This is a genomic window from Streptomyces sp. NPDC002742, from assembly GCF_042888885.1.
Taxonomy (GTDB): Bacteria; Actinomycetota; Actinomycetes; order Streptomycetales; family Streptomycetaceae; genus Streptomyces.
In genome coordinates this window covers 96130-110145 of the sequence record NZ_JBIAQF010000009.1, presented here as the reverse complement: position 1 = coordinate 110145, position 14016 = coordinate 96130, and the positions used below count along the sequence as shown (strand labels likewise).

At 72.5% G+C, this 14016-nt stretch carries 11 protein-coding genes; 8 read left to right on the top strand and 3 right to left on the bottom strand.

Features of this window, described 5'->3' with window-relative positions:
- The first annotated feature begins 418 nt into the window (after positions 1 to 418).
- From ACFYW8_RS17830 to ACFYW8_RS17805, 6 genes are all read left to right on the top strand, one after another.
- Positions 419 to 1900: an HAD-IA family hydrolase gene (locus ACFYW8_RS17830; RefSeq protein WP_389075472.1), complete on the top strand. Its 1482-nt coding sequence runs from the start codon at positions 419 to 421 to the stop codon at positions 1898 to 1900.
- Positions 1901 to 2076: 176 nt separating this feature from the next.
- Positions 2077 to 4374 carry a nitrate- and nitrite sensing domain-containing protein gene (locus ACFYW8_RS17825; RefSeq protein WP_389075467.1) on the top strand — a complete coding sequence of 766 codons (2298 nt, stop codon included), beginning with the start codon at positions 2077 to 2079 and terminating at the stop codon, positions 4372 to 4374.
- Entirely contained in the window at positions 4364 to 4867 is a 504-nt protein-coding gene (locus ACFYW8_RS17820) for a roadblock/LC7 domain-containing protein (RefSeq protein ID WP_365878819.1), read from the top strand. Before ACFYW8_RS17825 ends, ACFYW8_RS17820 begins: the two co-directional genes overlap by 11 nt.
- Before the next feature lie 7 nt (positions 4868 to 4874).
- Positions 4875 to 5255, top strand: a complete 381-nt coding sequence (locus ACFYW8_RS17815; protein ID WP_389075462.1) for a DUF742 domain-containing protein — start codon at positions 4875 to 4877, stop codon at positions 5253 to 5255.
- A 303-nt stretch (positions 5256 to 5558) separates the two neighbouring features.
- Positions 5559 to 6386 (top strand): carbon-nitrogen hydrolase family protein, encoded by an 828-nt coding sequence (locus ACFYW8_RS17810; RefSeq protein ID WP_389075458.1) that lies wholly within the window; start codon positions 5559 to 5561, stop codon positions 6384 to 6386.
- A 77-nt stretch (positions 6387 to 6463) separates the two neighbouring features.
- The gene (locus ACFYW8_RS17805; protein ID WP_365878815.1) at positions 6464 to 8158 is read left to right on the top strand and encodes an NAD(P)/FAD-dependent oxidoreductase; all 1695 of its coding nucleotides are present in this window, start codon (positions 6464 to 6466) and stop codon (positions 8156 to 8158) included.
- A 30-nt stretch (positions 8159 to 8188) separates the two neighbouring features.
- Here the strand turns inward: ACFYW8_RS17805 and ACFYW8_RS17800 are convergent, their stop codons facing one another.
- Together ACFYW8_RS17800 and ACFYW8_RS17795 are read right to left on the bottom strand one after the other, a co-directional pair.
- Entirely contained in the window at positions 8189 to 9118 is a 930-nt protein-coding gene (locus tag ACFYW8_RS17800; protein WP_389075451.1) for an LLM class F420-dependent oxidoreductase, read from the bottom strand.
- A 92-nt stretch (positions 9119 to 9210) separates the two neighbouring features.
- Positions 9211 to 9885, bottom strand: a complete 675-nt coding sequence (locus tag ACFYW8_RS17795) for a DUF5995 family protein (RefSeq protein WP_365878811.1) — start codon at positions 9883 to 9885, stop codon at positions 9211 to 9213.
- A gap of 173 nt (positions 9886 to 10058) precedes the next feature.
- Between ACFYW8_RS17795 and ACFYW8_RS17790 the strand changes: the two genes are divergently transcribed.
- Positions 10059 to 11168 carry a glycoside hydrolase family 6 protein gene (locus ACFYW8_RS17790; RefSeq protein ID WP_389076197.1) on the top strand — a complete coding sequence of 370 codons (1110 nt, stop codon included), beginning with the start codon at positions 10059 to 10061 and terminating at the stop codon, positions 11166 to 11168.
- Here the strand turns inward: ACFYW8_RS17790 and ACFYW8_RS17785 are convergent.
- The gene (locus ACFYW8_RS17785) at positions 11150 to 12541 is read right to left on the bottom strand and encodes a uracil-xanthine permease family protein (protein WP_389075444.1); all 1392 of its coding nucleotides are present in this window, start codon (positions 12539 to 12541) and stop codon (positions 11150 to 11152) included. The genes ACFYW8_RS17790 and ACFYW8_RS17785 overlap by 19 nt on opposite strands.
- Before the next feature lie 254 nt (positions 12542 to 12795).
- On the opposite strand from ACFYW8_RS17785, the gene ACFYW8_RS17780 reads away from it, so the two are divergent.
- The gene (locus ACFYW8_RS17780) at positions 12796 to 14010 is read left to right on the top strand and encodes an alginate lyase family protein (protein ID WP_389076193.1); all 1215 of its coding nucleotides are present in this window, start codon (positions 12796 to 12798) and stop codon (positions 14008 to 14010) included.
- The last annotated feature ends 6 nt before the right edge of the window (positions 14011 to 14016 follow it).

Genomic DNA, 14016 nt, shown 5'->3' with positions numbered 1-14016 from the left:
GGAAGGGTGCGTGGACCGGCCGGCGGGTGTCCGGCCCGGCGCTCGCCGGTGCCGCAGGGTCGGCACCGGCGGCGTTCCGGTTCCGTACGCGGGTGTCCTGCCGCCGGGCCGGTACGGCGCGCGCAGGGGCCCCGCCCGGCACCCTGCGGTGCCGCGGTTCGCGCAGCCGACGGCACCGGTCACTTGCCCGTGCCCGCGCGGTCGGGCGGCAGCGTGCGACCGGGGCCCCGGGCCGCACACCCCGCGCGGTCCGGCCCCGCGCAGCCGGTGGGGCGCCCCACGCCCGCCTCGGATCACACCGCGGCCCGAGCCCCAGCCGATCCCCCGATCCGCACCCCATCCGTCCCCCGATCCGCCCCACCTCCCGCTCCCCCCATTCGATCCCCCCACCGAGTCCCCACCGAAGAAAGAGAACCCCGTGACCCACCGCACCACCGCCCGACTTCCCCTCCAGGCCGTCCTGTTCGACATGGACGGCACGCTCGTCGACACCGAGCGGCTGTGGTGGGAGGCGGTGGAGCAGGTGGCCGACGGGTTCGGGCACGCGCTGACCGGGGCCGATCAGCCGCAGGTGCTCGGGCGGCCCGTCGAGTACACCGCCGCCTGGCTGGCCGGGGTCACCAGCGCGGCGGCGGAGGGGATCGCCGCCGAGCTGCACCAGCAGTTCGCCGACCGGGTACGTACGGGCATCGTGCCCCGCCCCGGGGCGAGGGAGCTGCTCGACGCGCTCGCCCGCGAAGGAGTCCCCACCGCCCTCGTGACCGCCTCCCCGCGCGCGGTCGCCGACACCGTCCTGGAAGCGCTCGGCGCCGAACGCTTCGCCGTCTCCGTCACCGCCGACGACACCGAACGCACCAAGCCCGCCCCCGACCCCTACCTCGCCGCCTGCCGTGCTCTCGGCGTCGACCCCGCCGCCTGCGTCGCCGTCGAGGACACCCAGACCGGTGTCACCTCCGCCGAGTCGGCGGGCTGCGCCGTCCTCGCCGTGCCCTCGCTCGCGCCGATCGCGCCCGCGGCCGGCCGCACCGTGCTCGGCAGCCTGGAGGGGGTGTCCCCGGCCCGGCTGCGCGCCATGGTCGCCCCTGGTGAGCTGCGGGTGATGAGCTGGAACCTGTGGCTCGGCGGCACCGAGGTCGACGGATATCGAGAGAAGCAGCTCAAGATCATCGCTGAGACGGGCGCGGACGTGGTCGGGCTCCAGGAGACGTACGGGAACGCGGCGCGGGAACTCGCCGACGCCCTCGGCTGGCACCACCACCGGGCGGGCGACAACCTCGGCGTCATCAGCCGCCACCCGATCGTCGCCGCGCTCGGCGACCCGGACGTCGGCTTCTACGGCGGAACCGGCGTCCGGATCGAACTGGAGGGCGGGCAGCGGGTGGACGTCTGGAGCGTCCACCTCGACTGCGCGCCGTACGGCCCCTACGAGGCCCGCTTCGACGGACTTCCGGCATCAGAACTGATCGCCCACGAGAGCGGGCGGCTCGACCGGATGCGGGAGATCCTGCGGCGGGTCGCCGAGACCTGCGACGTGTCCGTTCCGGTCGTCCTGACCGGGGACTTCAACGTGCCCTCGCACCTGGACTGGCCGGATGTCGCCTGGCCGGTGACGCGGGCCGCCGAGGAAGCGGGTCTGCGCGACTCCTACCGAGAGGCCCACCCCGACCCGGTACGGGACCCGGGACACACCTGGTCGCCCGTCCACGCCGAGCACGAGGACGGCAGCGGGCGCCCGGAACCGCAGGACCGGATCGACTTCGTACTGCACCGGGGCCTGACCGTTCTCGACTCCCGCACCCAGGTCAGCGGCACCCCGCGGCCCTGGCCGGATGTCGCGGGCAACGACTGGCCCTCGGACCACGCGGCGGTCGTCACCGTCTTCGCCGTGCCCGGGGAATGACGAGAAGGGCCGGGAGGCGGTGTGCCGTAAGAGTTGAACGGTGAGTCAGTCCGGACCATTGCGGTCCGGGCTCGCCATCCACTAGTTTTAAGCCGCGATCGCTACCCGCGAGTAACACCCGATGGGTTACCAAACGTCACCCGGCCACCCGACCGTCCTGTCGTCCTGGGGAGACCATGCGCTGGCCCTTCGGTCGTCCGTCCACGGTCCGTTCGCGGATCGTGGCCCTCTCGATCGCTCCGGTGATCGCCCTCATGACACTGTGGAGTTTCACCATGGTGTCCGTCACCGGCGAACTGCGCGCGCTCGTCCGCCTCCAGGGTGTCTACAACACCTTCGGCACGCCGGTCGACACGGCGATCGGCCAGATCCAGATCGAACGGCGCCTGGCCGCCGCGTACTTGGGTGCGCCGAGCGGTACGAGGGCGGGCACCGACCTGCTGGCCCAGGAGCGTCGCACCGACCGCGCCGTGACCGCGCTGCGCACGGCGGTCCGGAACGGGGACCGGAGCCGGCTCACCGGCCATCAGCGGCAGGTGCTCGACACCATGCTCCACTCCGCCGGCGGACTGGAGCGGCTGCGCGGCCAGGTGCTGTCCCGCTCCGTCACCTGGGACCGGGCCGTGGCCGAATACAGCGCCCTGGTGGAACCCGGGTTCGATGTCCAGTCCGCGCTCACGGCCCTCCAGGCGGGACAGCTGGCCCGTGAGGCGCAGGTCGTCGTCGAGCTGGTGCGGGTGCGGGAGTTCGTGTCGCGCGAGGACGCGCTCGTCGCCGGCGCACGGGCCGCCGGAACGCTCACCGACCGCCAGTACGACACCCTCACCGCGACCATCGAGGACCGCCGGGTCTTCGAGCGGACCTACGTTCCCGACCTGCCGGCCGACTCGCGCGCCCTCTTCGAGGCCTTCCAGCGCGAGGACCTCCACAAGGAGCTGACCCGGGACGAGGACGCCCTGCTGCGGGCGGGCGCGCAGCGCGCGGGCGAGGCAGTCGCGGCCGGCTCCTGGCGCACCACCACCGACCGTGCCGTCAAGCAGTACATGCGGCTGTGCACCCGGTCGGCGATCAACTCCGCCGCGCGCGGACGGACGTTCGCCTACCAGGAGCTGGCCAAGGCCGCCATCGTCGGCGTGCTCGGACTGGCCGCCGTGGGACTGTCCCTGTGGCTCGCGGTGCGCGGCGCCCGGCGCATCTCGCGCCGCCTGGAGTCGCTGCGGGACGCCGCCGACCTGTTGACCAACCGTCAGCTTCCGCACGTCATGGAGCGGTTGAGCGCCGGCGACGAGGTCGACGCCGCCGCCGAGGCGCCGCCGCTGGCCGACGTGGAGGCGGTGGCCGACGAGATCGGCCAGGTCGGCCGGTCCTTCAACACCGCCCGGCTCGCCGCCGTCGAGGCCGCCGTCAAGCAAGCCACCCTGCGCCGCGGGCTGTTCGCGGTCCTTCTGAACATCGCCCGCCGCAACCAGGCGCTCGTCCACCGCCAGCTCAAGCTCGTCGACACGCTGGAGCGGCGCACCGACGACCCGGACGTCCTGGACGACCTGTTCCGCATCGATCACCTCACCACGCGCATGCGGCGCCACGCGGAGAGCCTGATCATCCTCTCCGGCTCCGCACCGGGCCGCCGTTGGCGGCGGCCGGTGCCCGTCGCCGAGGTGGTGTCCTCCGCGGTGAGCGAGATCGAGCACTACACACGGGTGGTGGTCCCCCCGATGCCCGAGGTGGGCGTCGCGGCGGACGCCGTCGCCGACGTCGTCCATCTGATCGCCGAACTCGTCGAGAACGCCACCGTGTTCTCACCGCCCCGCACCCAGGTCACCCTGCGCACCGGGCGGGCCGGGAGCGGGTTCGTCCTGGAGATCGACGACCGGGGCCTCGGTCTCGCGCCCGAACAGATCGAGGAGGCCCGGCGCACCCTCACCACGCCGGACGACTTCGACCCGACCCGGCACGACCGGCTCGGGCTGTACGTGGTGGGCCGGCTCGCCGCACGGCACGGCATCAAGGTCACGCTCTGCCGTTCCCCGTACGGCGGTACGACGGCGGTGGTGCTGCTGCCCGAGTCGGTTCTCGCGCCGGTCGAATCGGCGCGTCCGGCGGTGGAGGCGGACCCGGCCCCGGTGGCGCTGCCCTCGCGGACGGCCACCGTGGTCCTCCCGGAGCAGCGCAGGGCGCGGCGGGAGGAGGTCGGCCTCGTGCCCCCGGACACCTCGGTTCCGGACCCGCCCGAGCTGCCCACCCGGGTCCGCCAGCGGGCCCTCGCGCCCGAGCTGCGCACGGCGGGACCGGTGGCCGACGGGACACCGGAGCGCGAGGTCACTCCGGAGGAGATGCGCGCGGTCTTCGGGGCCTTCCAGCGCGGACTCGACCGCGGCCGCAAGGGCCTGCCCACGCAGCCGGGCACCAGCGGGTCCGGCCCCGCGCAGCGAACCGACACAGAGGAAGGGACGGACGCCGACGATGCGCCCTGACCAGCTCCCGGAGCACCCCGCCCAGACCCTTGAGGCCCAGCAGCCGACGACCGCCGGCGGTGCCTGCGAGTCCGGGGGTGACTCCGACCGGCCCGGCACCGATCTCGGGTGGCTGCTCGACGACCTGGTGGCCAGGACCGACCACGTCCGCCAGGCCGTGCTCCTCACCGCCGACGGTCTGCCGCTGAGCTACTCGGAGGGCATGGGCCGACGGGACATCGAACACCTCGCCGCCGTCTGTTCCGGCTTCCACAGCCTCGCGCGTTCGGCGGGCGAACGCTTCGCCGCGGGCGGGGTGCGCCAGACCATGGTGATGCTCGACGACGCCTACCTCTTCATCACCCCGGCGGGTGACGGAAGCCGGCTGGCCGTGCTCAGCGAGGTGCAGACGGACGTCGGACAGCTCGCCCACGAGATGGAACTGCTCGTCCGCCGCGTCGGCCGCCACATGGCCGCCGCCGTACGTTCGGCGGCTGACCCCGCGGGCCACTGATCCGCCCGTGACCGACGACCACTGGTACGAGGACGAGACCGGGCCGATGGTGCGGCCCTACACCGTCACCGGGGGCCGGACCCGGCCCTCGGACCGGCACGTCATCGATTTGATGTCGCAGGTCACGGTCCTGGAGAGCGACTCCGGGCAGCCCGGTGTCGATCATGCCGCGGCGGCCCTGCTCGACCTGGCCCGCCGCGGCCCCCGGCCGGTCGTCGAGCTCGCCGCGGACGCCGACCTGCCGCTGACCGTCGTACGGGTGCTGCTCGGCGACCTGGCCGAAGCCGGTCTGCTGCGCATCGACGAGCCGTACCGGCCGCCGCACGGCGGCCCGGCGGCCGACCCGGAACTGCTGCGCGAGATCGTGGAGCGGCTGCGCGAGCTGTGAGCGCCGGGAGATCCGGACGCCGCGGCCGCAGCCGCCGGAAACCAGGGTGTCGCCCCGTCCCCGCGCCGTCTCCACGCCCTCGACGTTCCCAGGAGGCGGAACCCGTCTGTGACCTGCGTCTCCAGGGGATCGAGGCCGTGGCGGGCGCGTGCGGCGAGGTGCGCAACGAATCGCCGCCGGGGGCAGGGCGCACGCAATGAATCGTTCGGTGGCGCGCAACGGGTCCTTCTTGTCCCCCCGAGCCGGCCGACCGTACCGTCTATGTGGCCCCCCGAACCCCCCTCGTACCGGTGGAGAACCCGCATGCGCACAGCCCTGCTCCAGAGCTCCGGCCGCCCCGGCTCGATCGTCGAGAACCTGAAGGTGCTCGACGAGGCCGCGGGCCGCGCCGCCGAAGCGGGCGCCGGGCTGATCGTGACGCCGGAGATGTTCCTGACCGGCTACGCCATCGGCGACGACATCGCGCGCCTGGCCGAGCCCGCCGACGGCGACTCCGCCGACGCGGTGGCGGAGATCGCCACCCGGCACGGCCTGGCCGTCGCCTACGGCTACCCCGAGCGCGAGGCCGGAGGGGCGGAGGGCGAAGGCTCCACGGCCGCCGCCGGGGCGGGGGTCTTCAACTCCGCGCAGCTGATCTCCGCCGACGGCACCCGGCTCGCGAACTACCGCAAGACCCACCTCTTCGGCTGCTTCGAGCACGACCACTTCACACCCGGCGACCAGCCCGTCGTGCAGGCGGAACTGAACGGCCTCCGGATCGGCCTCATGATCTGCTACGACGTCGAGTTCCCGGAGAACGTCCGCGCGCACGCCCTCGCCGGCACCGACCTGCTGCTCGTGCCGACCGCGCAGATGCACCCGTTCCAGTTCGTCGCCGAATCCGTCGTCCCGGTGCGAGCCTTCGAGAACCAGATGTACGTCGCCTACGTCAACCGCACCGGCCCGGAAGGGGAGTTCGAGTTCGTCGGACTGTCCACGCTGGCCTCGCCCGACGGCATCGCCCGGGGCCGGGCGGGCCGCGGCGAGGAACTGGTCCTGGCGGACGCCGACCCCGTCCTCCTCGCGGCCTCGCGCGGGAGCAACCCGTATCTGAAGGACCGCCGCCCCGGTCTCTACGGGTCCCTCGTCTGAATCCTCAGCCCGGCCCGCCCCCGCCCGGTCCGAGAAGCCTCCCCCTCACCAGTTTCCGCGCAAGGAGTCCGTACCCCATGACGTCCACCGTGCCCAACGCCGTCCAGCACGCCGACGTGCAGCAGCCGCCGATCACCATGTTCGGCCCGGACTTCCCCTACGCCTACGACGACTTCCTCGCGCACCCCGCGGGCCTCGGGCAGATACCCGCGACCGAGCACGGTACCGAGGTCGCGGTCATCGGCGGCGGACTGTCCGGCATCGTGGCCGCGTACGAGCTGATGAAGATGGGCCTCAAGCCCGTCGTGTACGAGGCCGACGAGATCGGCGGCCGGCTGCGCACGGTCGGCTTCGAGGGCTGCGACCCCTCGCTCACCGCCGAGATGGGCGCGATGCGCTTCCCGCCGTCGTCCACCGCCCTCCAGCACTACATCGACCTGGTGGGCCTTCAGACCCGCCCGTTCCCCAACCCCCTTGCCGAGTCGACGCCTTCGACGGTCGTCGACCTCAAGGGCGAGTCGCACTACGCGACCTCCGTCGACGACCTGCCGCAGGTCTACCGCGACGTGATGAACGCCTGGAACGCCTGCCTGGAGGACGGCGCCGACTTCTCCGACATGAACCAGGCGATGCGCGAGCGCGATGTGCCGCGCATCCGGGAGATCTGGTCGAAGCTCGTCGAGAAGCTCGACAACCAGACGTTCTACGGCTTCCTCTGCGAGTCGGAGTCCTTCAAGTCCTTCCGGCACCGCGAGATCTTCGGCCAGGTCGGCTTCGGCACCGGCGGCTGGGACACCGACTTCCCGAACTCCATCCTGGAGATCCTGCGCGTCGTCTACACCGAGGCCGACGACCACCACCGCGGCATCGTCGGCGGCTCCCAGCAGCTTCCGCTGCGGCTGTGGGAGCGCGAGCCGGAGAAGATCGTCCACTGGGCGTACGGCACCTCGCTGTCGACGCTGCACGACGGCGCCCCGCGCCCGGCCGTGACCCGGCTGAACCGGACCGCGGGCAACGGGATCACGGTGACGGACGCGAACGGCGACATCCGCACGTTCAAGGCGGCGATCTTCACCGCCCAGTCCTGGATGCTGCTCTCCAAGGTCGCCTGCGACGACTCGCTCTTCCCGATCGACCACTGGACGGCGATCGAGCGCACCCACTACATGGAGAGTTCCAAGCTCTTCGTGCCCGTCGACCGGCCGTTCTGGCTGGACAAGGACGAGGAGACCGGGCGGGACGTCATGTCGATGACGCTCACCGACCGCATGACGCGCGGCACTTACCTCCTCGACGACGGCCCGGACAAGCCCGCCGTCATCTGCCTCTCGTACACGTGGTGCGACGACAGCCTGAAGTGGCTGCCGCTGTCCGCGAGCGAGCGGATGGAGGTCATGCTGAAGTCGCTCGGCGAGATCTACCCGAAGGTCGACATCAGGAAGCACATCATCGGCAACCCGGTGACCGTGTCCTGGGAGAACGAGCCCTACTTCATGGGCGCGTTCAAGGCCAACCTGCCGGGCCACTACCGCTACCAGCGCCGCCTGTTCACGCACTTCATGCAGGAGTCGCTGCCCGAGGACAAGCGGGGCATCTTCCTCGCCGGTGACGACATCTCGTGGACGGCCGGCTGGGCCGAGGGCGCCGTCCAGACCGCGCTGAACGCGGTCTGGGGCGTCATGCACCAGCTCGGCGGGACGACCGACCCGACCAACCCCGGGCCCGGCGACGTCTACGACGAGATCGCGCCGGTGGAACTGCCCGAGGACTGATCCTTCCTCGCGGGGCGCGAGGCGGTCGGGTCAGACCCCGGCCGCCCGCGCCGCCTCGTACACCTCGGCGGCCACGTCCTTCAGTTCCTGGGCGTCCCGCACCGAGCTCTGCAGGTCGAAGAAGATCTCGTCGAGGCCGATCTCGGCGTGGGCGACCAGGTCCTCGACGATCTGGTCGACGCCGCCCTGGAAGGGCTGGCGGTTCGCGCCCTCGTACCCCTTCGCCGTGTACTGCGGATTGGTCCGCAGCACCGTACGCAGCGGCTCCGTGCGGTCGCGCTCGGCGGCCAGGTCCTGCAACCGGGTCCACTGCGCGGCCAGTTGTTCGACGCCCATGCCGATCGGCATCCACCCGTCGGCGTGGTCGACGAGCCGGCGCCGCGCCTTTCCGGTGTTGGCGGCCAGCAGGATCGGGATCGGCCGGGCGGGCTTGGGGCCGACCGCGGCCGACGCGATCTTCGTGAGCCTGCCGTCGTAGACCACCGGGTCGGGACCCCACACCGCGCGGCACACCCCGATCACCTCGTCGAGGACCTGGCCGCGCTCCTCGAAGGGCCGCGCGGACGCCGCCGCGTACTCGTCGAGCGACCAGCCCGTGCCGAGACCCGCCACGACCCGCCCGCCGCTCGCCGCGTCGAGCGAGGCGAGCGCCTTGGCGAGCTGGAACGGCACGTGCAGCGGGGCCACCAGGACACTGGTGCCGAGCTCGGCGCGCTCGGTGGCCGCGGCCGCGAGAGTCAAGGTCACCAGGGGGTCGGCGACACCGCGGTACGCCTCGGGCCACGCCAGTCCCTCGATGCCGTACAACCCCTGCGTCGGGGGATCCGGGAACAGGGCTCGCTCGAAGACCCACAGGCTGTCGTACCCGATCGCCTCGGCGGCGCGGGCCACGTCGGGCACGTCCCGTCCGAGGTCGTACTGCTTCATCTGCGGGAGGGTGAGGCCGAGTCGCGTCGCCATACCTGTGTACTCCTTCGCATCAGGGTGTGCCGGCCGTTCAACGTACAGTGATCCTCCCGGGGTTCCGGAGAGGACCGCACCGCGTGGCCGGATCAGTCCGGCAGGGGAGTGAGCAGCATCCGGCCGGCCAGCCCCACCGCCGCGTCGAGCCGCTCGCCGAACTCCTCGGCCAGGTCCGGGATCCCGCGCAGCGCCCACAGGGTCCGCGCCGCCGCCCAGGTGGCCTCGCGCGCCCGCTCCAGGCTCCAGGAGCCGAGCAGATGGGTGAGCGGATCGGCGATCTGGAGCAGGTCGGGGCCCGGCATCAGCTCTTCGCGGATGTGCTCCTCCAGCGAGACGAGGAGATCGCCCACACGGTCGAACTCGTCCGCCAGGTCGGCCGGTTCGCACGCGAGCGTACGACAGCTGTCCACCACGGCGAGCGCCAGGTCGTGCCCGATGTGCGCGTTGATGCCCGCGAGCGCGAACTGCAGCGGACGTACCCCGGGATGGCGGCGGAAGCGCAGCAGCGGACGCCAGCAGGCGGGCGCCCGGCCCTCCTCGGCCACCGTCAGATAGCGCTGCGCGAACCGCACGCCCAGCGCGGTCGCGGCCCGGCGGTCCGGGAAGACCCCGGCGTCCAGATGCCGGTCGAACTCCTCGGTGACGGTGAGGTAGACGCGGTTGAAGACCGCGAGACCGTCGCGCTCCGGGAGCCTCGCGTCCAGGGCGCGCATACGGGACACGACCGTGTCAACGGGAGTGGTGAACTGTGCCGACTGCGCCATGAGGGCAGCGTCCCAGTCCTAGGGTGGCCGACGTGCCGCCGGGCCGAAGGCTTCCCCAGAACGGGGGAACGCGGCCGTGGCGGGAGTGGGGGGAACAGTACGTGTCAGGCTTACGTGCCCAGCGGCCGGTCCGGCGCGGGATCGAGCACGGCCGGTCCGCCGCGCGCGGTGTCATGGTCACGGTGGCCTCGGTCGTGGTGGCGGTCGGCACCGTGACGGGGACGGTGTCCGCGCTCGACGACGGGCACCCCGTGAAGGACGCGAAACCGCTGGTCACCCAAGCGTCCGCCCTCGGTCCGCCGCCGGGTGCGCCGACACCGTCGCACAGCTCGGCCGTGCCGTCCCCGCCGGGGCGGGCCTCCCCGGAACCGGCTCCCGACCCCTCGCCGACGGCGAGGAAGCCACGGACCGCGGCAGCCCCGGCCCGCCTCTACCGTCACGCCGACTCCCAGGTACGCGACTGGCTCGACGCCCACCCCGATGACCCCCGGCGCGCGGTCATCGAGTCCCGGATCGCCGGCCGCCCGGCCGCCGTGTGGTTCGCGGACTTCACGCCGGCCACCATCACCGCGCGGGTCAGGGCCGTGACATCGACAGCCGCGGCGCAGGGCCGGGTGCCGGTCCTCGTGCCCTACGCCGTCCCGCAGCGCGACTGCGGCGGCGCCTCGGAGGGCGGGGCGCCCGACCTCGCCGCCTACGACGGCTGGATCGACGGCTTCGCGGCGGGGCTCGGCTCCGGCGAGGTCGTCGTCGTCCTGGAGCCCGACGCGGTCGCCCAGTCGGACTGCCTCACCGAGGGCGGGCGGACCGGCCGCTTCGCCGCACTGGCCCGCGCGGGCCGCGTCCTGAAGGCGGCGGACCCCAGGGCCCGGGTCTACTACGACGCCGGCAACTCCGACTGGAACCCGGCCGCCGATCAGGCAGCGCTGCTCCGCCGGGCGGGCGCGGCCTCACCCGCCTCCTCCGACGGCATCTTCACGAACGTCTCCAACTTCAACCGGACCAGTGACGAGATCGCCTACGCCCGGCGCGTGCTGTCCGCGCTCGGCGGGCCCGCGGGTCTCGGCGCCGTCATCGACACGAGCCGCAGCGGCAACGGCCCCGCCGCCGGCGGCGCGTGGTGCGATCCGCCGGGCCGCAGGATCGGGGAGGCACCGACCCTGAGCACCGGGGAGGCCGGGATCGACGCGTATCTGTGGGTGAAGCCGCCGGGTGAGTCGGACGGCTGCCGGGGCACGGCCGGCACCTTCTCGGCGGAGTACGCCTATGAGCTGGCACGCTGATCCCCGGGACCGTCGTACGCCGATGTCCCCGAGTCGAGCAGGGGCTCCTGCTTGAGGTGGGCCGGGGCCATCGCCCGCAGCGCGTGGTAGCCGGTGATCACGACGATGGTGCCCAGCGCGATGCCGTTCAGCGAGAAGTTGTCGGTGAACTTGAGGGTGACCCCGCCGATACCGATGATGATGCCCGCCGCGGCCGGCACGAGGTTCAGCGGATTGCGCAGGTCCACCCGGGCGTTGAGCCAGATCTGGGCGCCGAGCAGCCCGATCATGCCGTACAGGATGACGGTGATGCCGCCGAGGACGCCGCCCGGGATCGCCGCGACCACCGCGCCGAACTTGGGGCACACGCCGAAGAGCAGCGCGAAGCCGGCGGCGGCCCAGTAGGCGGCCGTCGAGTACACCCGGGTCGCGGCCATCACGCCGATGTTCTCGGAGTACGTCGTGTTGGGCGGGCCGCCTACCGCCGTGGAGAGCATGGAGGCGGCGCCGTCCGCGGAGATCGCGGTGCCGAGCTTGTCGTCCAGCGGGTCGCCGGTCATCTCGCCGACGGCCTTGACGTGCCCGGCGTTCTCGGCGACCAGCGCGATCACCACCGGCAGCGCGACGAGGACCGCCGACCACTGGAACGTCGGTCCGTGGAAGGACGGCAGCCCGATCCAGTCGGCGTTCTCCACGCCGGAGAGGTTCAGGCGCCAGTGGTCGGTGACCTCGCCGCTCGCGTCGACCGAGTGGATGCGGCCGAAGATCCGGTCGAAGGCCCAGGAGACGACGTAGCCGAAGACGAGCCCGAGGAAGATCGCGATGCGTGACCAGAAGCCGCGCAGGCAGACCACGGCAGCGCCGGTGACCAGCATGGTGAGCAGGGCCGTCCACTGGTCCTGCGGCCAGTAGGCGGAGGCGGTCACGGGTGCCAGGTTGAAGCCGATCAGCATGACGACCGCGCCGGTCACGATCGGCGGCATCGCGGCGTGGATGATCCGGGCACCGAACCGCTGGACGGCCAGACCCGCCAGGAACAGCACGACGCCGACGACGAAGCACGCGCCGGTCACCGTCGAGCTGGTGCCGCCCTGCGCGCGGATCACGGCGGCGACGCCCACGAAGGACAGCGAACAGCCGAGGTAGCTGGGCACCCGGCCGCGAGTGGCGAGCAGGAAGACGACCGTCGCGACACCGGACATCATGATCGCGAGGTTGGGGTCGAGTCCCATCAGGACGGGTGCCACGAACGACGCGCCGAACATGGCCACCACGTGCTGGGCGCCGAGCCCGAGCGTCCGGGGCCAGGAGAGGCGTTCATCGGGGCGGACGACCGCTCCCGGGGCGGGTGTCCGCCCGTCGCCGTGCAGTTTCCAGCCCACGCCGAGGTCCATGGTGAGGATTCGCTTTCTCTGTACGTGAATCTGTCCGGACCATTGTCAGGGTCGACCAGCGGCCTCTACGCTCGCACGGCCCTACTCATGAACATCGTTCATATGTCTGATCGGAGTGTTCCGTGAGTGCACGATCCGGACTGGGTGTGGTGGTCGCCGCGGCCACCCTCGCCCTCGCGTCCCTCGTCGTCCCCTCGGCGTCCGCCCGTACGGCATCCGTCGCCGCCGCCCCGTCGTCCGCTCGTACGGCGTCCGTGGCCGTGGACTTCCCCTCGATGTCCGCCCGCACCGCGCCCGCAATCCCGAGGACCACGGTCCTCGACGGCGGCCGGCTCCGGCGGACCCGTCTCCGCCTGGACCACGGTGACCACCGACTCGCCCTCTCGCTGCGGGTGTTGACGGCCCGCGCCGACAACTGGCTGGACCAGGGCCCCTGGACGGTCGTCGACAAGCCGAAACCCGCCCCCGGCGGCGATGTCCACGACTACCTGAGCCAGGCTCCGTACTGGTGGCCCTCGCGGCCCGCCACCGCCGACAACCCCTGGGGCTGCCCCTACGTACAGCGCGATGGACAGCGCAACCCCGAGGTGGACACCGGCACCGACCGCCAGGACGTCGAGAAGGTCTTCGACTCGACGTACGACCTCGCGCTCGCCTGGTACTACACCGGCAGGAAGCAGTACGCGGAGAAGGCCTCCCAGGTCCTGCGCACCTGGTTCCTCGACCCGGCGACGCGGATGAACCCGAACCTGGACCACGGCCAGTTCATCCCCTGCAAGTACGACGGCCGGGCCATCGGCGTCATCGACTTCTCGCAGTCCTACACGAGCGTCCTCGACGCGATCGCCGTCCTGGACACCGGTGCCCCCGGCTGGTCCCGGCGCGACCGGGCCGCGATGCTCGACTGGAACACCGGCTTCCGGGACTGGCTGACGGACAGCGCCTTCGGCAAGGAGGAGGCCGCAGCCCGGAACAACCACGGCACGTTCTACGACATGCAGCTCGCCGCCCTCGCGTACGCGACCGGCGACCGGGCCCTCGCCCGGCGGACGGTGCTCGCCGCGCGCGCCCTGCGCATCGACCCGCAGATCGCCGCCGACGGGAGCCAGTCCCAGGAACTGGCCCGCACCCGCAGCTGGCACTACTCGACCTTCGACCTGGTCGCGTACACCCGGCTCGCGGCCATCGGCCGGCATGTCGGCGTGGACCTCTGGAAGTATCAAGGGCCGGATGGTCAGAGCCTGTTCAAGGCCGTCGACTACCTGCTGCCCACGGCGACCGGCGCCGAGCCGTGGGACCATCCCGAGCTGGAGTTCCACCGCTTCGCGGCGAGCGACGTGGTGCACGCGGCGGCCGACGCCGGGGACCGGGCCGCGCGGGCCGCCGTGCCGAGGCTCGAAGCGCCGCCCGGAGGTGATCTGTGGGAGCTGCGGCCGGCCGCCGAGCAGCTCGATTCGATCGCGGGCTGATCCCGC